At 33.4% G+C, this 19158-nt stretch carries 19 protein-coding genes; 7 read left to right on the forward strand and 12 right to left on the reverse strand.

The window, feature by feature from the left end:
* The first annotated feature begins 38 nt into the window (after window positions 1–38).
* Together ACODH8_RS10145 and ACODH8_RS10150 are read left to right on the forward strand one after the other, a co-directional pair.
* Window positions 39–491: a LytTR family DNA-binding domain-containing protein gene (locus ACODH8_RS10145; RefSeq protein ID WP_332467018.1), complete on the forward strand. Its 453-nt coding sequence runs from the start codon at window positions 39–41 to the stop codon at window positions 489–491.
* Window positions 476–886, forward strand: a complete 411-nt coding sequence (locus ACODH8_RS10150) for a hypothetical protein (RefSeq protein WP_332467017.1) — start codon at window positions 476–478, stop codon at window positions 884–886. Before ACODH8_RS10145 ends, ACODH8_RS10150 begins: the two co-directional genes overlap by 16 nt.
* 41 nt (window positions 887–927) lie before the next feature.
* Here ACODH8_RS10150 and ACODH8_RS10155 read toward each other — a convergent pair whose 3' ends face one another.
* Together ACODH8_RS10155 and ACODH8_RS10160 are read right to left on the reverse strand one after the other, a co-directional pair.
* Window positions 928–3675 carry an ABC transporter permease gene (locus ACODH8_RS10155; RefSeq protein WP_332467016.1) on the reverse strand — a complete coding sequence of 916 codons (2748 nt, stop codon included), beginning with the start codon at window positions 3673–3675 and terminating at the stop codon, window positions 928–930.
* A 13-nt stretch (window positions 3676–3688) separates the two neighbouring features.
* On the reverse strand, window positions 3689–4390 hold the full coding sequence (locus ACODH8_RS10160; RefSeq protein WP_420517729.1) for an ABC transporter ATP-binding protein: 702 nt from the start codon (window positions 4388–4390) through the stop codon (window positions 3689–3691).
* 159 nt (window positions 4391–4549) lie between these two features.
* Here ACODH8_RS10160 and ACODH8_RS10165 point away from each other — a divergent pair, with 159 nt between their 5' ends.
* Genes ACODH8_RS10165 through ACODH8_RS10175 form a run of 3 tightly spaced genes read left to right on the forward strand, consistent with a single transcriptional unit; the run spans window position 4550 to window position 6202 of the window.
* A complete protein-coding gene (locus ACODH8_RS10165) occupies window positions 4550–5215 on the forward strand; it encodes a DNA/RNA non-specific endonuclease (protein WP_332467014.1) in 666 nt (221 codons plus the stop codon).
* A 12-nt stretch (window positions 5216–5227) separates the two neighbouring features.
* Window positions 5228–5605: a hypothetical protein gene (locus ACODH8_RS10170; protein WP_332467013.1), complete on the forward strand. Its 378-nt coding sequence runs from the start codon at window positions 5228–5230 to the stop codon at window positions 5603–5605.
* Between the two features lie 12 nt (window positions 5606–5617).
* On the forward strand, window positions 5618–6202 hold the full coding sequence (locus ACODH8_RS10175; RefSeq protein ID WP_332467012.1) for a Type 1 glutamine amidotransferase-like domain-containing protein: 585 nt from the start codon (window positions 5618–5620) through the stop codon (window positions 6200–6202).
* Window positions 6203–6253: 51 nt separating this feature from the next.
* Here ACODH8_RS10175 and ACODH8_RS10180 read toward each other — a convergent pair whose 3' ends face one another.
* Together ACODH8_RS10180 and nagA are read right to left on the reverse strand one after the other, a co-directional pair.
* A complete protein-coding gene (locus ACODH8_RS10180) occupies window positions 6254–7345 on the reverse strand; it encodes an aminopeptidase P family protein (protein ID WP_332467011.1) in 1092 nt (363 codons plus the stop codon).
* Between the two features lie 62 nt (window positions 7346–7407).
* Window positions 7408–8559, reverse strand: a complete 1152-nt coding sequence (gene nagA / locus ACODH8_RS10185; protein ID WP_332467010.1) for an N-acetylglucosamine-6-phosphate deacetylase — start codon at window positions 8557–8559, stop codon at window positions 7408–7410.
* A 239-nt stretch (window positions 8560–8798) separates the two neighbouring features.
* Here nagA and ACODH8_RS10190 point away from each other — a divergent pair, with 239 nt between their 5' ends.
* Complete coding sequence (locus ACODH8_RS10190) at window positions 8799–8969, forward strand: DUF2187 domain-containing protein (protein WP_332467009.1); 171 nt, start codon at window positions 8799–8801, stop codon at window positions 8967–8969.
* A gap of 72 nt (window positions 8970–9041) precedes the next feature.
* On the opposite strand, the gene ACODH8_RS10195 is transcribed toward ACODH8_RS10190, so the two are convergent.
* Both ACODH8_RS10195 and ACODH8_RS10200 read right to left on the reverse strand, forming a co-directional pair.
* Window positions 9042–10259 carry a pyridoxal phosphate-dependent aminotransferase gene (locus tag ACODH8_RS10195; RefSeq protein WP_332467008.1) on the reverse strand — a complete coding sequence of 406 codons (1218 nt, stop codon included), beginning with the start codon at window positions 10257–10259 and terminating at the stop codon, window positions 9042–9044.
* Window positions 10260–10366: 107 nt separating this feature from the next.
* Window positions 10367–11104 (reverse strand): acyl-[acyl-carrier-protein] thioesterase, encoded by a 738-nt coding sequence (locus ACODH8_RS10200; RefSeq protein WP_420517730.1) that lies wholly within the window; start codon window positions 11102–11104, stop codon window positions 10367–10369.
* A gap of 198 nt (window positions 11105–11302) precedes the next feature.
* Here ACODH8_RS10200 and zwf point away from each other — a divergent pair, with 198 nt between their 5' ends.
* Window positions 11303–12817: a glucose-6-phosphate dehydrogenase gene (zwf, locus tag ACODH8_RS10205; RefSeq protein ID WP_332467006.1), complete on the forward strand. Its 1515-nt coding sequence runs from the start codon at window positions 11303–11305 to the stop codon at window positions 12815–12817.
* A 107-nt stretch (window positions 12818–12924) separates the two neighbouring features.
* On the opposite strand, the gene ileS is transcribed toward zwf, so the two are convergent.
* The 6 genes from ileS to ACODH8_RS10235 all read right to left on the reverse strand — a co-directional run bounded on the left by ileS (window position 12925) and on the right by ACODH8_RS10235 (window position 19158).
* Window positions 12925–15711, reverse strand: a complete 2787-nt coding sequence (gene ileS / locus ACODH8_RS10210; protein WP_332467005.1) for an isoleucine--tRNA ligase — start codon at window positions 15709–15711, stop codon at window positions 12925–12927.
* Between the two features lie 256 nt (window positions 15712–15967).
* Window positions 15968–16759, reverse strand: coding sequence for a DivIVA domain-containing protein (locus ACODH8_RS10215; protein WP_332467004.1), 792 nt, complete (start codon window positions 16757–16759; stop codon window positions 15968–15970).
* Window positions 16760–16780: 21 nt separating this feature from the next.
* Window positions 16781–17563 (reverse strand): RNA-binding protein, encoded by a 783-nt coding sequence (locus tag ACODH8_RS10220; RefSeq protein WP_332467003.1) that lies wholly within the window; start codon window positions 17561–17563, stop codon window positions 16781–16783.
* 27 nt (window positions 17564–17590) lie between these two features.
* Window positions 17591–17872, reverse strand: coding sequence for a YggT family protein (locus tag ACODH8_RS10225; protein WP_332467002.1), 282 nt, complete (start codon window positions 17870–17872; stop codon window positions 17591–17593).
* A 12-nt stretch (window positions 17873–17884) separates the two neighbouring features.
* Entirely contained in the window at window positions 17885–18454 is a 570-nt protein-coding gene (locus ACODH8_RS10230; protein WP_332467001.1) for a cell division protein SepF, read from the reverse strand.
* Window positions 18451–19158 carry a YggS family pyridoxal phosphate-dependent enzyme gene (locus ACODH8_RS10235; RefSeq protein ID WP_332467000.1) on the reverse strand — a complete coding sequence of 236 codons (708 nt, stop codon included), beginning with the start codon at window positions 19156–19158 and terminating at the stop codon, window positions 18451–18453. Before ACODH8_RS10235 ends, ACODH8_RS10230 begins: the two co-directional genes overlap by 4 nt.

The following is a 19158-nucleotide window of genomic DNA, read 5'->3' on the forward strand; positions in this document are numbered from 1 at the left end:
TATTTCTTGCTATTCTATGGGTGTAAGGAGGAGACAACATGAAATTTAACTTCCATTGGAATGAAACACAAGACACACAACAAATTGACCTGATCAGTCATCCTAATAACAAATTATTTTTACAATCTATAGAAATGCACTTTAATAAAGAACACACACTAGTCGTTACCCATCCTAGTAATGGGCGCAATCAAGTGATACAAGTAAAAGAAATCGAAGCAATTGAAGCTTTAGGACACTTATCCAAAGTGATTTTACAAAATCAAGAGAGTTTCTTTTACCCAAAGCGATTAAAAGAATTAGCTTTTCTAGAAGAGTTTGATCTTTATCAAATCAACCAGTCAACTTTAATTAATTTAAAAGAAGTTCACTTATTTCAAACTGAAAAACATGCACGTATCGAAATTATCACCAAATCACATCAGCATTATATGGTAAGCCGCCATTATGCTAAAACTATTAAGGAGAGATTATTATGTTCAAACAATTAAAATCAAGCTTTATTCAAACTACTTTAGGAAGTACTATCTGGATTACTTTTTTAGCTACTTTATTATTTTATGATAAAACAGTACCATTTACTTTCATCTGGCATATTATCGGAATCGGATTACTATTTGGATTAACTTTTGGCGTAGCTTATCCTTATTTTTGGAAATATTCGACTTTAAAAGCCAGTACTAATATCTTTCTAACAACTATCATCAATAGTGTTTGTGGGCTTCTCAGTGTTTTTATTTTTTCTTCTGAGATGTTTGCTCTTGTTAAACCTTATATTGGGTTAATTGTTCTATTAACTTTGATTCTTCACATTATTGCTTTTTATTTTTATACAAAATATGATAACCGCAAACAAGCCAAACAACTAAACCAATTATTAGCATAAAAATAAGCCGTAGATGATTTTTGACTCATCTACGGCTTATTTTATTCATTTGATTTTAACGCTTCAATCATGTCTACTTTTCTTAGTTTTCGGTGCATAAAATACATAACAACACTTGAAAACAGAAGTGTCAATATAGCTGAATACACGTAACTAATTAAGTGAATATCTGGTGGAAACATCATCATATCGACTTCCGCCGTTTTAATCACAAAACTATGTAACAACTTACCTAACACACAACCTAATAAAATACCTAGTAGCGTTAGAATATTATTTTCGCGGTAAACATACATCGTTACTTCTTTGTCATAAAAACCTAACACTTTAATTGTTGAGAGTTCTCTAATTCTTTCTGAGATATTAATGTTAGTTAAATTGTATAACACAATAAAGGCTAACATTGCAGCTGATACAATCAGAACCCAAACAACAATATTTAAACTTCCCATTGTGTCATCCATAGCTTCGCCAATTGTACTTGTAAAGCTTACGTTAATCGCTTTTTTGGTATCCATTAGTTTTTCAGCTAGTTGCTCTTCTTCTGATTCAGAAAGAGTCTCGTTAAATTTCAACAAATCAACATTATACTCAGGTTCTTTCTCAAATATTTTTTGATAATAAGCGGGTGTCATATAAATAAAATGCATCGCATAGTTTTCAGTAACATGCTCTACTTTTAACTCTTTAACTTCATCATCTGCTGTTTGAATGGATAAGGTGTCTCCCGCTTTAACATCAAATAAGTTAGCTAATTTTTCATTAATAATAACCCCATTATCATCTAGTTGATAAGTCTCTTCCTTTTGACGCTCTTTAAAGACAATAAAATCTTTAAAAGCTTCTGTATCTTTTGGCGTATCAATGACTACCTCTTGTTTTGTATATCCTTTTTTAATCACTTCAACTGTTTGTTGAGAGAGAGGCAAATGATTCTCAACTTCTTTTAATTCATCTCTAACGCTGATATAGTTTTTATTTTCCTCTTCAGTCGCATCTGGATTATATGTCACAGTGGCATCATATTGCCAAATTTTTCCAAATTGTAAATCAACAATATCTCCAATTGAATCTTTAAGGCCAAATCCTGTAATAATCATCGCCATACATCCCGCAATTCCTAAAACAGTCATTAGCATTCTTTGTTTGTATCTAAATAGGTTTCTTGCTGTCACTTTTTGGTTGAAGTTCATTCTAGACCAGACAAATGGTATTCTTTCTAAAAAGATTCTTTTACCAGGTTTAGGTGCTTTAGGTCGCATTAAGACAGCTGGTGTACTTAATAAGTCAACTCTTAAAACAACCATTGCTGAAACCAACGTACACAGTAATGCAACAATCACAGATTGAACAGCATAACTAGTGTAATAAGTAATAATAACTGGTGGTAGATTGTAAAGAGAACCGTAAGCATTAAAAATCACTGTTGGGAAAACGTGATACCCTACTATTAATCCTAAGACACTTCCAATCACACTAGCTAATGTCGCATAAATGATAAATTTCTTAGCTATCTCACCGTTTGTATAACCTAAAGCTTTTAAGGTTCCTATTTCGCCTCGTTTTTCATCTACCATACGAGTCATAGTCGTTAGACAAATAAGGGCTGCTATCATAAAGAAGAAAACAGGAAAGACAGTCGCAATAGAAGAAATACGGTCTGCGTTGTCCTTGTATTCACTATATGCAGGATTATCATTTCTATCCTTGTAGAGATATTCTGGTTTCTCTAACTCACTTAGTTTATTTTCCTCTTCTTTTAATTCTGATTTACTTTTTTCTAAGTTTTCTTTTTCAGTTATAATTTTTTTCTCTTGCTTATTAAGTTCTTCTTCAGCTTTTTCTAACTCTTTTTTAGCTTCATCTGGAACAGGTTGCCCCATGGTTTCAGCTAATTCTAAACCTTCTTTTTGAGTCTTAAGTTCATTTTTTCCATTGGTAATTGCCAAAGTAGCATCAGCTAATTTAGTTTCACCATCAGAAATCTTATTTTTGGCTGAATCAATTTCTTTTTGACCTTTATTTTTTATCTCATCAAATCGGTCATTAATTCTTGGTGTTAACTCTTTTTCCAATTCTTTTTGATTAGCTTCGATTTGATCCTCATAAGATTTACTGTAACTAACTTCATCTACGGTATTTTTATAAGACACATAAATTTCTGTCCAAATTTCCGAATCAAAGGCTTCTTTTGGGACAACACCGAACAAGTCAACTGAACCTTTTCCAACGGTTGTATTGCCTCTTGAAACTTGATCAATGTACATTGGACTTTTTACTAAGCCGACAACTTCATAAGTGTCTTCTTTTAAATTGCCATCAGGATTATCAAAAGTTAGTTTGTCACCTACTTTGTATTTACCAAGTTCTATTACACGACTATCAAGAGCAATTTCACCTGTTTTACTCGGTAAACGCCCCTCAACTAGTAGTGGTTTGTTTAATGCTTTTTCTGATTTGGTGTCATAAGACATCACTCGAATAACTGAGTTTTCTTGCTTTTCAATAAAATCAAAAGTGTAACTTCCTTCTGCTTCTTTCACATTAGAGTTCTTTTTAATTATGTCTAAATCTTTGTCTTCCAGCCCATAAGTCGACATCACTTTACTATCCATTAATGATTGCTTTTTATAATAGGTATCTGCTGTGTTTATCATATCAGGACCAGTTGCTTTAATCCCTGCATAAAAACAAACCCCTAAAAAGATAATTAATAGAATAGAAAAAAAGCGTGCTTTGGATTGAAAAATTTCTCTTATGTTAGATTTTCTCAGTGCTTTTTTTGCCATAATTATCCCACCTCTACCATTCTATTTCTTCTACAGGTATTGGATTAGGATTTAATTCGATACTTCTAACTTTCGCGCCATTCACACGAATAACCCTATCTGCCATTTTAGCAATCTCTGAGTTATGAGTAATCACGATGACTGTTGTTTTGTACTTACGACAAGTATCTTCTAAGATTTTTAGTACTTGTTTACCTGTTTCAAAGTCTAAAGCCCCTGTTGGTTCGTCACATAAAAGTAACTTCGGATTTTTAGCAAGTGCTCTTGCAATAGCGACACGTTGTTGCTCCCCACCAGATAATTGAGCTGGGAAGTTCTTTACTCGGTGAGTTAAATTCACCATCTCTAAAACCTCATCCACATCTAAAGCTTCTTTAGATACTTGAGACGCTAACTCAACATTTTCTCTAGCTGTCAAATTAGGAACTAAATTATAAAATTGAAAAACAAATCCTACATCAAGTCTGCGGTAAGTAGTAAGTTGCTTATTATTATGTTTGGCAATATCAACACCATCAACAATGACTTCTCCCTCTTCACAACTATCCATACCACCAAGAATATTTAAAACCGTTGATTTACCAGCCCCACTAGGACCTAATATCACAACAAACTCCCCTTCTTCAATTGAAAACGAAACACCGTTATTAGCTACAATGACGTTATCTCCCATGTAATATCTTTTATAAACATCTTTTACTTCTACAAAGCTCATCATGACACCTCTCTTTTTCATTTTATCTTCATTATAACAAAATAATTGTTGTTTTTTTATGAAATATCAGCGAACTAACTCAGAAGATAATAACGAACTCTTGTTCTTGTTACTTTATTCCCGTATAATAAAAGCGTCAAAGATTCTTAGGAGGTTTCAATGGTCAAAAAACAAGCACAAAAAAATAGTTTTAATCCTAAAACAGCTTTAGTTGTTTTAGTTATCGTTTTAGCTCTTGCTATTTCAGGTAAACAATTCCCTGAAATAATGGATATTATTTTAGGGAACGAGCCGCAAGTCGAAACAAAGGAAGCAGCTAAAAGTCAAAAAGGAGATAATCCTGGCCCTATCGAGAATGGTCAGTCAACTTTTACTAAAGAAGAGTTAACTGATAGTAAAAAAGGCTGGATTACATATGGTAAATTGGATGCTTTAAATCGTCCAACTACTGCTAACGCTCTAATTACACCTGATATGATAGGTACAGGAACTGGTGCTTCTCAAGATATTAGACCACCTGGCTTTATTTCTGGATTAGACCCTCATAATCATTCCCGAGGACATCTGATTGGTAAGCAACTTGGTGGGACTGGGGAAGATTTAAAAAATCTAGTCACTCTTTATCAGAATCCGGTTAATACACCTTTTATGACCAAGTACGAAAATATGGTCAGAAAAGCAGCTGACGAAGGTGATACTATCCGTTACCGAGTTGCTCCTATTTATGATGGTGATATTGGCATGCCCATAGCTGTTGATATGGAAGCTAAAAGTCTTCACTCTAATAAAATTGATTTTAATGTTAGAATTGAAAATAAAAAATAAGGTGGGTGTCTTATGAGTATAAAAGAACTTTCTTTCTTAGATTCGTCTAAAACAACACAATCCTTTTTATCTACTTTAAAAGCAAACAATCTCACAGATTTAAATGACTATCTCTTATTTGATTTAGATAACCAAATGAAACAGGAGTTATTACAACAACTTGATTTTTTAGCTGATGATAGTTTATGGAATAAAGAAGATCTAGCTGCGTATCAAACGGTGGCTAAAACAATTGATAACGACTGGATTTTATGTAACGATGTAACTGTACTTGTTATTCCGTCACACCTCTATAAAAATGATTCAGAAATTTTTACTTTATCTATTTGGGACTTTTTTATTCAATTTGAGGAAAAAAAATTAGAAACGCATATCTTAGCGCTTAACTAAAGGAGAAAAAACATGAAAAAATTATTTTTAGTGTCTTCATTTGCTGATAGTTACAACCAATTCCCTGATTTTGTAGGAGAAAATATTTCTGGCAAATCAGTAGCTTTTATTGATACAGCTAGCCATACAGAAGAGAGAAAAAGCTACGTTGATAAAGCTGAAGAAGCTTGGATTGACCTAAGTTTAACTGTTAACCGTGTCGATATTTTTGACGCGAATATTGCTACTCAAATTAAAGCAGCAGACTATATTTATGTTGCTGGAGGTAATACTTTTTATTTAATGCAAGAACTTCAGAAAAGTGGCGTTGATGAACTCATTAAAGAACATATCAAGCAAGGTAAAATCTACATTGGAGAATCTGCTGGTTCAATCATCATGTGCCCTAATATCGAATATATTAAAGAGATGGATGATATTACTATGGGACCTGAACTTAACTCCTACGAAGGCTTTAATTTCATCTCTGAATACCCACTACCTCACGTTGGTAACAAGTATTTAAACGAAGCTGTTGAAACGATTATTGAAACCTATCAAGCAACACTTCAATTACATCCTTTCACAGATGAAGAAGTATTTTTAATTAAAGAATAGAAATAAGAGCTTTTTCAGCTAATTGTATCTAGCTGAAAAAGCTCTTTTCTATTATTTAATAATCGTTAACTCTTTTGGATAGTGATTTAATAATTCACAACCGTCTTCAGTTGCTACAACTAAATCTTCAATTCTCACACCTACTTCACCAGCAATATAAATGCCTGGTTCGATTGAGAAAATCATCCCTGGTTGAACCACATTATGATTAATCGCTGACACGTCTCCTGCCTCGTGACATTCCATTCCAATAAAATGTCCTGTACGATGAGTAAAGTATTCTCCGTAACCTTTTTCAGTAATATAATCACGAGCGGCAGCATCTATTTCTGCAAATGTCACTCCTGGTTTAACTGTTGCAATGGCACGTTTGTTAGCTTCTAATACTGTTTCATAGACTTCACGACTTTTATCCGATACTTCTTGATAGAAAAATGTTCTCGTCATATCTGAGCAGTAACCATTTTTAACTCCACCGATATCTAGGATAATGCTATCTCCTTTTTTAACCGTAGAGCCATCATTCATATGATGTGGATCTGCCCCGTTAGCTCCATAAGCAACAATTGGATCAAATGAAAAGCCTGAATTGCCTAAGTCTTCATAAATGTCACCTAGTCTTTCAGTCATTTCTAATTCTGTTAGTTCTAGTGGAATTAAGTCTGCTAATAAACCAACAGCAGTATCATTGTCTTTTGAAACATCTTTCATTAAATTGATTTCGTCTTCTGATTTAATCCCGCGAATCTCGTCTGTAATATCTGAGCTGAATGTATAATGATCATAAGATGCTCCAACTTGTTTCATTAAACCTAATAAAAATTCAGCTGGCCAATTCTTATCTACACCAATTGATTCTGCATGATTTAATTGTTCTGATAACACAACAATTCCTTTTCCTTCGTTGGTATCATCTACTGGAATAATTGGCATATTGATTTCTGATTCTAATACTGGGAATAAGCGATTAATAACTGCGACATGATTGTCATCAGATTTTAAAATAAGAGCAACTAGCCTCTCACCTGGTTCAATCATTTTTCCTGTTAAATAAAATATTGTCATTGGATCTGAAATGATTAATTGCGTCTGTCCTAAACTCTTCATCTTTTCTAATACTTTAGCAATTCTCTCTTGATACATGGCTTTTGCCTCCTTTTAAATTGAAAAAGGTTGACCAATTAGGCCAACCTAGTTGTTCTATTTTATTGTACTTGATAACGACACACGCCGTCTAGGTATGTTGCTTCTAAATCTAATTTATCTGATAAAACGATAAAGTCAGCAGCACGTCCGCGAGTGATACTACCACAAACATCTTCCATTTTACAACTAACTGCAGGCACATAAGTAGCCATCATAATCGCTTCTTCTGGTGTTGCAATTCCCCATTCAACCACGTTTTTAACAGCTTCTTTTAGTCTTAAAATACTTCCTGCTAAGTTTCCTTCTTCCATTCTAGCAGTTCCATCTTTTACAACTACTGGGAATTCACCTAACATGTAATTTCCATCAGGCATACCGCCTGCCATCATACAGTCAGTAATTAAAGCAACATGGTCATGACCTGCTTTTTCCATCAAGATTTGTGCAGCATCAGGATGAACATGATGACCATCACAAATTAATTCTGAGAAGACATGTTTCAAATTCATCGCCGCTCCAACCATTCCTGGTTCACGGTGATTTAATCCTCTCATACCATTAAAAGCATGAACAAAGACACTTGCGCCGCATTCAACCGCTTCACGTGCTTCATCAAGAGTTGCATTACTATGACCTAAAGCCACTACTACTCCGCTATCAGTTACTTCTTTAACAAATTCAGAAACGCCATCTCTTTCAGGTGCTAATGCAATTTTTTTAATAATCCCACCTGAAGCTTCTTGCCATTCATTAAAAATATCAAGACTAGGGTCTGAGAAATAATCTGGATTTTGAGCGCCTTTATACTCTTCTGTAAAGAAAGGTCCTTCAAAATAAATCCCTTGAATTTTAGCTCCTTTAACGTCTTGGTAAACTTCACCAATCGTTTTAGCAACAGCTGTTAATTCGTCACGGCCAGATGTTAATGTTGTTGGTAAAAATGACGTTACTCCACAAGATAATAAATCTTCAGACATTTGTTTAATACCATCAGCATTGTTATCCATTACATCGTTATTTTTAAACCCGTGAATATGAGTATCAACTAAACCTGGGGCAATCCATTTACCTGTATAATCAATCACTTCTGTGGTGTCATTTGGTTTTTCTTTTGTTAGCTTACCAAAAACGCCATTACTTACATCTAAATATCCTGGCCCTTCTACTCCACTTGTTAAGAAAAATTTTTCTGCATAAATGACTGTTTTCATGGACAAAACTTCCTTCTCTATTTGATTTACCTATAAACTATCACTAATTCTTTTTTTCGTCAAGGAATGGTCTATACAATAACAGATCTTCAATAACTGGATATAAAACATTTCACCTATTTTTTTAGTATTATTTTAAAAATAAGACTTTTTTTATACACAAATTGTGCTATAATAAATCCATTATTAAATAAATAGTATTTTTTATAGTATATAACTTGAGATAGGAGCACTACGATTTGGAAATTAATAGTACCGTAACTTTTGATTGGCAAGGTTTAAAATTCGAAGGAACCATTGAAAAAGAGTACGAAAACTCTGTTCTTATCAGTGTTATAAATCCTTCTTTAGAAATCAAAGACAAATATTTAGGGCGTTTAGTAGTTAGTAAAAAAAGTATAACTGCCTAACAAAATCCCAAACAAAAAAACCAAGAATCTCATTCTTGGTTTTTTTTATTTTCTTCTATTAATACATTTAATTTACTTTTGCTTATAAGTTAATAAAAAATCTGCTAATGAATCCGTTGTTTGCTTCAACTGGTCAATTTTTGGTAAGTAAACAATTCTAAAATGATCAGGTGTCGTCATATTAAATCCTTTTCCATGAACAAGTAATACATGTTTTTCATGTAAGAAATCTAAAACAAATTGCTCGTCATCTCTAATATTGAATTTTTTAGTATCAATTTTAGGGAAGATATAAAAGGCCGCTTTAGGTTTTTTAGCTGTAATTCCTGGAATGTCATTTAAAGCATTTGTAATAAATTCACGTTGCTCATAAATACGTCCTCCTGGAAGTAGTAACTCATCCACACTTTGATATCCACCTAAGGCTGTTTGAATAATTTGTTGAGATAACACATTAGAACATAGTCGCATAGAAGCTAACATGTTTAAGCCTTCAATATATCCTTTAACATGGCGTTTCTCTCCACTAATGACCATCCAACCACATCTAAATCCTGCTACACGATGAGATTTTGATAAACCATTAAAGGTAATCACACATAAATCTGGCGCTAAGGTCGCAATAGAAACATGCTCTAATCCATCCATTACTAAACGGTCGTAAATTTCATCTGAATAAATAATCAATTGATGCTCACGAGCTATTTTAACAATTTCTTCTAAGACTTCTTTGGGGTAAAGAGCTCCTGTTGGATTATTAGGATTAATCAAAACAATTGCTTTTGTTCGACTTGTAATTTTACTTCTAATATCAGCCATATCTGGATACCATTCTGCTTCTTCATCACAGACATAATGAACGGCATTTCCTCCTGATAATGTAACAGCTGCTGTCCATAAGGGATAATCTGGCATTGGAACTAAAATCTCATCTCCATTGTCAATTAATCCTTGCATAGACATTGTGATTAACTCACTGACACCATTTCCCGTATAAATATCATCCATACCAACATTTGGGAATCCCTTTAGTTGGCAGTACTGTTGAATGGCTTTACGAGCAGAAAAAATACCTTTTGAATCAGAATAGCCTTCTGATTGTCTCGCATTGGTAATTAAATCATTAATAATTTCATTCGGAGCCTTAAAATCAAAAGCTGCAGGATTTCCTGTATTTAGCTTAATGATATCAATTCCTTTTTTTTGCATTCTTTCAGCTTCTTCGAGTACAGGTCCACGTACGTCATAGCTGACATAATCTAGTTTAGATGATTTATTAAAATACTTCATATCTGTTTCCTCCCGAGAAAAATAAAATAACTTTTTTTTAAAAATACTCCTAGATACTAACTTTTGCAAGTGTTTCACTAATTTGTCACAAGTAACCTAGAGAAAATTTAATTTTTAGCTTGCCACACAATATTAGCTTCTGCACTAATGTCATCTTTTGACACGATTTGGTGGTAGCTGACACGCTCTTCTTCTTTGAGTTCATAACTACTAAATACTTTATCACCATATAGTACTTCTTTATTGAATTTAATCGAAATTTTTTCTGGTGTATGGGCTAATAAAAATTTAGCATCTAAAGAATCCACTATCCAATCCAAATAAACCGCATTATTAACATGTTTATTTAAATCAATGTCATAATAACGAACGGTATAATCTTTTTCGCCCATAGCCGTTTCAACAGGTAGAATTTTTTCACCACGTTTAATTCGTTTAATTTTTTCTGATTCAAAAGGAGCAATAATTTCTTCATCAACACTTCCCATTTTACGCTCTTTCATATCCATAATAGCAAATGTTGTACTCATAAAAGCACACTCGTTACCGGCTTCATCATGAACCCAGAAATGACGGTAACAGAAAAATTTATTATAACTTTCAGCCTCAGTTGTTAACGTAATTGTCTCACCAGTCTGAGGTAATCTTTTAATATCTATATCATGTTGTAAAATAATCCAACCTAATCCAAGAGAAGCCATGTACTCATCACTTACTCCTAAACTCTCGCTTTGAGCACCTGATATTTTAATAAGCATTTTAACTAATGTTGGAATTTTTAAGTATTGAGTCGTATCACACTCATAGTACGGGATTTGATGTTTTTCTGAATATTGTTTTGCCACGGATTTTGACCTCTCTTCTTTTCTTTCTCTATAGCATATCAGAAAAATAAGTCTGTCTCCATGCCTTTTTGTTTCTTTTTTAGAGAATTAAATATAAAATAAACTCTTATTGATTGCATTGTTCGGCTTTTACAAGTAGAATATATAATGAATATTATTCGATGAAATCTCACTATTGTTAGGAAAGTAGGCTCTGCTATGTTGCAAGAAAATAAAGCGTTATTTATTATATTTGGAGGAACAGGGGATTTAGCTAAGCGTAAGCTATACCCATCTTTATTTAGACTATTCCGAAAAGGAAACATCAATCAACACTTTGCTGTTATTGGAACAGCCCGTAGTAACTGGTCTGATGAGCATTTTCGTGAAGTTGTAGCAGATTCCATTCAATCTCTAAATCCAACTAAAGAAGATTTAGACAAATTTGTTAGTCATTTTTATTACCAAACTCACAATGTTGATAACACTGAGGAGTATCATTTGCTAGGACAGCTAGCAAACCAATTAGACCAAAAATACGAACTTAATGGCAATCGCTTATTTTACTTAGCTATGGCCCCTCGCTTTTTTGGAACTATCTCTAAACACATCAAATCTCAAAATATTATGACTGAAAATGGCTTTAATCGTTTAATCATTGAAAAACCATTTGGAACTGATTATCAAACAGCTCTTGAATTAAACAATGAAATTTCTGCTAGTTTTGATGAAGAGCAAATTTTCCGTATAGACCATTATCTAGGAAAAGAAATGATTCAAAACATTTCTGCTGTCCGTTTTGGCAATAATATTTTTGAATCACTTTGGAATTATAAATATATTGATAATGTACAAGTTACTTTAGCAGAATCTGTAGGCGTTGAAGAGCGTGGTGGTTATTATGACCAAAGTGGTGCCTTAAAAGATATGCTTCAAAATCATATCTTACAAGTTGTAGCTCTTTTAGCTATGGAACCACCTACTGTTTTCTCTGATGAAGCCATTCGTACAGAAAAAATTAATGCCTTAAAATCAATCCGAATTTACAATGAAGAAGAAGTTAAAGAAAACTTTGTTCGTGGTCAGTACGGTCCTGGAGAATTATCTAACCAAACATTTGCTGGTTACACAAATGAACCTGGTGTAGATCCTAATTCTCAAACAGAAACTTTCCTTGCTGGAAAATTCTTGATTGATAACTTTAGATGGGCAGGTGTACCATTCTACGTTCGAACAGGTAAACGAATGACTGAAAAAGGAACACGTATTAATATCGTCTTCAAATCAACTCCAATCAATGTCTTTAGAGAAGGCAATGATCTAGAAAGTAAATTACCTGAAAACATTTTAACTATCTATATCCAACCAACAGAAGGTTTCTCTTTAACTTTAAATGGTAAAGAAGTAGGAGATGGTTTTAACATCGACCCTGTTAAATTAGATTACCGTCACTCTCAAGAGAATCTATTTAACAGTCCTGAAGCCTACGAAAAATTAATTTTAGACTGTCTCAAAGGGGACGCAACCAACTTTACTCATTGGGATGAAGTAGCCAGTTCATGGAAAATTGTTGATACGATTCGTGAAACATGGGATAAAGGTAATGTTAATTTCCCTAACTATCCTGCTGGTTCAATGGGACCACAATGTTCTTTTGATTTACTTGAAAAAGAAGGTAAACAATGGGTTTGGCATCCTGATACATGGTATAAAGAACAAGGTTTATTAGATTAATAACAACAAAAAGCAACTCGTACTGATTCTAAAATCAATGCGTGTTGCTTTTTTAGTATAAAAAAATTGTGATATAAGTTATCCACTTATATCACAATTTTTATTTTTTATTCTAGTCCTTCAGCTAATGCTTCTGGGAAGTTTTCTTCTACGATTGTTGCACAACGATGACACAGGTTAGCTAATTTTTCGTGGCTTCCTACATCTTCTTTAACCGCGCGACAACGTTGACATGTTTCACCAGTTGCTTTTTCAACTAGTACTGCCATTGATTCAAAGTTGATAGCTTTTTCTGGTGCTTCTTCTTGGCTTGAAGCAATTTCTAATCCTGAAACAATTAAAACTTGTTCTAAGTTAGTATTTAATGCTTCAAATAATACTTTAGTCGCTTCATTAGGGTAAAGTGTTACTTTCGCTTCAAATGACTTACCGATTAATTTTTCGTTACGAGCTTCTTCTAAAGCTTTTAAGACATTATCTCTTAAAGGCATGAAGTTATTCCATAATTCTAAAATATCATCTTGGTCAGCAAAAGTTGTGTATCCTGGTAATTCAGCTAACTGAACGTATTCTTCTTCTTCTTGTAAGTACTCCCAAATCTCTTCAGCAGTATGAGGTAGGATTGGCGTCATTAATTTAGTTAATGCCACTAATACTTCATAGAAAACAGTTTGCATAGCACGGCGATCATAGTTATTTTCTGCTTCAATATACACAACATCTTTAGCAAAATCTAAGTAGAATGATGATAACTCATTGTTACAGAAGTTAACTAAGCTCTTATACACAGTTGAGAATGAATAACTGTCGTAACCTTTTTCTCTAATTGTTTTAATTTCTTGATTTAAGCGAACCATTAAATATTTATCCACAGAACGTAAATCTTCATAAGCTACAGCATCTTTTTTAGCATCAAAATCAGATGTGTTAGCTAATAAGAAACGCATAGTGTTACGGATTTTACGATACACTTCTGCAATTGAGTTTAGAGTGTTCATATCAACACGAACATCTGACTCATAATCCACACTTGCTACCCACAGACGTAAGATATCAGCACCTAATTGGTTAGTTACTTTACCAGGTTCAATTGTATTTCCTAATGATTTACTTTGTTTACGACCTTGAGGATCTAACGTAAATCCTTGAGAAATAACTGCTTTATATGGAGAAACACCATTAATAGCAACACTTGTCGTAATACTTGAGTTGAACCAACCACGGTATTGGTCAGAACCTTCTAAGTATAAATCAGCTGGGAATGTTAAGTTCTCACGGCCTCTTAAAACAGCTTCATGAGAAGAACCAGAGTCAAACCAAACATCCATAATGTCAGTTTCTTTTCTAAACTCACCATTTGGACTACTTGGATGAGTAAATCCTTCTGGTAATAAATCTTTAGCTTCACGTTCATACCAAACACGTGAACCATGTTCAGCAAATAAATTAGCTGTGTGCTCAATTGTTTCTGGTGTGATAATGGCTTCATCATTTTCACCGTAGAAAATTGGTAATGGAACTCCCCAAGCACGTTGACGAGAAATTACCCAATCTCCGCGGTCACGAACCATATTGTAAAGACGTGTTTTACCCCAAGGGATAATCCAATCTACTTTTTCAATTTCAGTTAAAATGTTATCTCTGAATTTATCAATTGATGCAAACCATTGTGGTGTTGCACGGAAAATAACCGGTTTTTTAGTTCTCCAGTCATGTGGATAACTATGTGTAAAGAAGTCTAATTTTAATAGCGCTCCTTTTTCTTCAAGTAATTCAGTAATCATTGGATTAGCTTTGTCGTAGAATACTCCTTCAAATCCAGGAGCTTCTTCTGTAAAGCAACCACGGTTATCAACAGGTGAGATAACATCAATACCATATTTACGAGAAACAATATAGTCATCTTCCCCGTGTCCTGGTGCTGTATGAACTAAACCAGTACCAGCTTCTAAAGTAACATGGTCTCCTAATAATAATTGAGATTCACGGTCATAGAATGGATGTTGAGCTGTCATTCCTTCTAAGACTTCACCTTTAAATTCTTCAATAATTTCTGGGTTTTCCCAACCAATTGCAGTTGATACTGTTTCAAGTAATTCTTTCGCTACAACATATTTTTTACCATCAACTAAAACAATCACGTAAGCAAAATCAGCATTAACAGTAATCGCTAAGTTAGCGGGTAAAGTCCAAGGCGTTGTTGTCCAGATAACAAAGTTAACATCATCTGCTAATTTTCCTTTTCCATCTTTAACTTTGAATGCAACATAAATAGAAGCTGATTTTACATCTTTATATTCAATTTCCGCTTCTGCTAATGAAGATTCACTTGATGGTGACCAATAAATTGGTTTTAAGCCTTTGTAAATATAACCTTTTTCAGCCATTTTACCAAATACGCGAATTTGAGCAGCTTCATAATCTGGTGTTAAAGTCACATATGGGTTATCCCACTCACCAGCAATCCCTAAACGTTTGAAGTCTTCTCTTTGAGTATCTACTTGTGTTAAAGCATACTCTTCACATTTTTTAAGGTATTCAGCTCGTGACATTTCTTTACGCTTAACGCCTTTATTTGTTAACACTTGTTCAATCGGTAAACCATGAGTATCCCAACCAGGTACGTAAGGAGCTCTAAAGCCAGCCATTGATTTGGAACGAACAATAATGTCTTTACTAATTTTATTTAAAGCATGACCTAAGTGAATATTTCCATTTGCATATGGAGGTCCATCATGAAGAACAAATGTTGGTTTACCTTCATTTAATTCTTGGCGACGCTCATAAATCTTGTTTTCTTCCCATCCTTTTTGCCATTCAACTTCTCTGTTAGGTAAGTTCCCACGCATCGGAAAACCCGTTTTACCTAAATGCAATGTCTCTTTTGTTTTCATTTTATTTGTCCTCTCTTTTTTGGCAATAAAAAAAGACTCCTCCCCTTGGAAAAGGGACGAAGTCTTCGTGTTACCACCCATATTTTCAGTCTAAAAATTAGACGTACTCTTTCATGTTAACGGTCTTTAACCGGATTAGCTTACTAGGATTCAGCTAATCATTAAATGAAGGATCTTTCTTATTTTAGGGTCTTATTGGGTTTTCACTATTTCCCAACTCACTAAAAGAATAAAATAAGCTTTTCTATTTCATTTATTATTTTACGCGATTTCTATTAGCACGCTCTGGACGAGCTGATTTTTTACTGAAATCTTTTGTTTGTTCTACTGCTGGTTCAGATTTTTTCATATCTGGTAAAACAATTTCTTTTTTAGTTTCTGATTTTTTTTCTTGTGTTTCTTCTTTAAAATCAGGTTTTACTTCTACAGCTACGGGTGTTGGATCGCCACCAGTTGAAGCTTCAACTGCATCTAAAACTTCTTTGAATGCTTGATGACTACTGTCAACATAGGCACCAAATGGTTTTAATAACTCATCCCACTCGCCACTTTTCACAATTTGTAATTGTGATTCTAACAGAACAGATAAATTTCTGTGGAAAACACGTGTTTTTTTCTTCAAATCATCTGTTTCAACAGCTAATTGACGAGCACGTTCGCTTGCTTCCATTAAAATTTCGTTGGCTTTATTAGTTGAACCAGTAATTAATTCTTCACTCATTTTATTAGCATGAGCTAAGATATCTTCTGATTGAGCTTGAGCTTGTTGAATAGCTAAGTCGCTTTCTTTTGTTGCATTTTCTTTTAATTTGTCTGCTGTATCTTGAGCGACAATGATTGATTGGTTTAATGAATCTTTTAATTCGTTAAAGTAGCTTAATTTTTCTTCAGCTTGTTTAGCTTTTTTTTCTAATTCTCTGTTTTCAGTACTTAATTTTTCAACTTCTAAAGCGATTTGATCTAAGAAATCATCTACTTCGTCTTTATTGTATCCTTTAAGTTTTGAATTAAAGCTTTTATTTGTAATATCAATTGGCTTAATTGCCATACTCTTCACCTCATAAGTAAGTTACTTTCTTAAAACACGAATGCTTAAGCGAACTTTCTCTTTTTTTGTTTTTCCTTGTTGCTCCATAATTTGAATTCTACCAAGACCTCGCACTGAGATAATATCCAGATAGTCTACTAAATAATCTACTCGCTCATTCTCAATCCAATTTATTTTGACACGCTTCGCTTCAACAATTTGTTTAGCTCGTTGTCTAGATACATTATATACCGATGATATGATATTATCAATTCTTAAGGAACTAATTGTTAAACTCTCATCTTGCCACTCATTGATTGGGACTAAAATGTCAGTATAAGGTAATTTTTCAAAGCGAACGCCAAAAGAGCCAATCTTTTCAATTTGAGAAATGACATAATTTGCCATTGACTCTTTGATAAGGACTTGCCACTTTTGTCCATCCGTTATAATATCGCCAATAAACTCTCTTTTAATTCCTGTACTCATCATAGTACCTAATATCTTACCATGACTTAATGAACCAAATTTAATTGGGTATTTAATTTCATACAAAGCTATTTCAAAGTCCTCTTGTTTGGGCTCAAAATAACTAGGATAAATAACAGCGCATTGTCTTTCTGAATTCTCATAACCACCATAGGTAGAATATTTAATATCATTCTTTTTTCCTATTAATGTTTTGAGAATATAAGCTTCTCTTGGATTTAAAAAATCCGTTACATATGGTGCATATTGATTTTCTACTTGTTCGAACCATCCTGTTATTGTATCAATAAAAGGATGTTCGTCCTTGCGAAAATGCTGGTACACATTACTAAGCAAAAAACTCACATCCTTTCTCTTCTGTTGTTAATAACCTAATAATAACCGTACAAATATTTCTACTCCATAACTTATAACATTCAAGCCAACTAAAGCTACAATAATCGTAAAATCAATTGGACCAAAACTTAAATTTAAGTTATCAAATATACTCAAGTAAGGACGACTAATTTTTATAATAAATTGCCCTACTTTTGACTGATAAGCTCCTGGAAACCAAGACATTAATGCATATGCGATTAAAACAAACGAGTATACATTAACAATTGTCAAAAACAGCCCTAACAATTTCAAAATAAAATATGCCATGCCTTCACGTCCTTAATAATTAGTTAAATGAGTGGAAATTAAACTTTGAGCAACTGAAGAATCTATATCCACATTTGCTGGTGTACAAATAAAGATTTCCTCTCCAATTCGTTGAATATCTCCATCAACAGCAAAAATTGTTCCTGTGATAAAATCAACGACACGTCTTGCTTGTTGCTCTTCCATAGCTGAAAAAGTCAAAATAACAATTTCTTTTCTGAATAAAGCTTGAGCAATTGCTTTACAATCTGCATAAGCACGTGGTTCAAATACTGTAATTTTACGGTGCACTCTTCTGTTTTCAGGTTGACGTGATCTATCAGTTGATGTCTGATAAGAATTCATATCAACTACTTTTTTATTTTTATACTCATTAGAAGAAGAAGATAAATCTGAAAAATTCTCCTGTTTTTCTTCTACCATTTCATTTTCATAAGATGGTTCATTAGAATATTGAGGGATTTCTTGTTCAAAGCTTTCTTCTTCATCTACCATTGGTGATTCTAAAGAAAAATCCTCTTCCTGAGAGTCATCTAATCCAAAAAAGTTAGACCAGTTCGTTTTTTTCTTAAATAAATTCATCGTTCTTCCACCTCTTTCTCTTCTTCGTCAAAAAATTTAGAGCCGACTCGAATAAAGGTTGCCCCTTCTTCTATAGCAATTTGATAGTCACCACTCATTCCCATACTTAATTCAGTACATGGAGCATATGGTAATTTTTTAGCTGCTATTGTCTGATTTAATTCATTCAACTGATTAAAAATAGAATGTAACTCCGATTCTTCACTATCAAAAGGTGCCATTGTCATTAATCCAACTACCTTTATTCGGTCAAACTCTTTCAAAGAAACAATAAATTCTTCCAATTCATTTGGCTGAATTCCTTGTTTTGATTCTTCTCCTGAGACATTAACTTGAACAAAGCAGTTTAGAAGATGGTTAGATCTTTTCTGAATTTCTCCAGCCAACTTCAAGCTATCAAGCGCGTGGAAATAATCTATTTCATTAACAATCTCTTTAACTTTTCGTCTCTGTAAATTGCCAATAAAATGCCATTTAATTGCTTCTGAATCTATCAAAGAATTTTTTTTATCTAAAAGCTTCTCTACTCGATTTTCAGCTAAATGTGTTATTCCAACATTAACAACTTGTTGTGTTGTTTCTAAATCCACTGACTTACTAACACAAATCAAGGTCACAGTTTTTTCACTGTGCCTTGTCTCCTGTGCTTCTTGAATCTGTTTTTCTATTTGTTGAATGTTATTTCTGAGTGTTTTTTCAAGCAC

Source organism: Vagococcus fluvialis, from assembly GCF_048815235.1.
Taxonomy (GTDB): Bacteria; Bacillota; Bacilli; order Lactobacillales; family Vagococcaceae; genus Vagococcus.

Coding starts and splice junctions, on each gene's coding strand:
- ACODH8_RS10145 (WP_332467018.1), top strand. CDS start 39: ATGAAATTTAACTTCCATTGGAATGAAACACAAGACACACAACAAATT.
- ACODH8_RS10150 (WP_332467017.1), top strand. CDS start 476: ATGTTCAAACAATTAAAATCAAGCTTTATTCAAACTACTTTAGGAAGT.
- ACODH8_RS10155 (WP_332467016.1), bottom strand. CDS start 3,675: ATGGCAAAAAAAGCACTGAGAAAATCTAACATAAGAGAAATTTTTCAA.
- ACODH8_RS10160 (WP_420517729.1), bottom strand. CDS start 4,390: ATGAGCTTTGTAGAAGTAAAAGATGTTTATAAAAGATATTACATGGGA.
- ACODH8_RS10165 (WP_332467014.1), top strand. CDS start 4,550: ATGGTCAAAAAACAAGCACAAAAAAATAGTTTTAATCCTAAAACAGCT.
- ACODH8_RS10170 (WP_332467013.1), top strand. CDS start 5,228: ATGAGTATAAAAGAACTTTCTTTCTTAGATTCGTCTAAAACAACACAA.
- ACODH8_RS10175 (WP_332467012.1), top strand. CDS start 5,618: ATGAAAAAATTATTTTTAGTGTCTTCATTTGCTGATAGTTACAACCAA.
- ACODH8_RS10180 (WP_332467011.1), bottom strand. CDS start 7,345: ATGTATCAAGAGAGAATTGCTAAAGTATTAGAAAAGATGAAGAGTTTA.
- nagA (WP_332467010.1), bottom strand. CDS start 8,559: ATGAAAACAGTCATTTATGCAGAAAAATTTTTCTTAACAAGTGGAGTA.
- ACODH8_RS10195 (WP_332467008.1), bottom strand. CDS start 10,259: ATGAAGTATTTTAATAAATCATCTAAACTAGATTATGTCAGCTATGAC.
- zwf (WP_332467006.1), top strand. CDS start 11,303: ATGTTGCAAGAAAATAAAGCGTTATTTATTATATTTGGAGGAACAGGG.
- ileS (WP_332467005.1), bottom strand. CDS start 15,711: ATGAAAACAAAAGAGACATTGCATTTAGGTAAAACGGGTTTTCCGATG.
- ACODH8_RS10215 (WP_332467004.1), bottom strand. CDS start 16,759: ATGGCAATTAAGCCAATTGATATTACAAATAAAAGCTTTAATTCAAAA.
- ACODH8_RS10225 (WP_332467002.1), bottom strand. CDS start 17,872: ATGGCATATTTTATTTTGAAATTGTTAGGGCTGTTTTTGACAATTGTT.
- ACODH8_RS10230 (WP_332467001.1), bottom strand. CDS start 18,454: ATGAATTTATTTAAGAAAAAAACGAACTGGTCTAACTTTTTTGGATTA.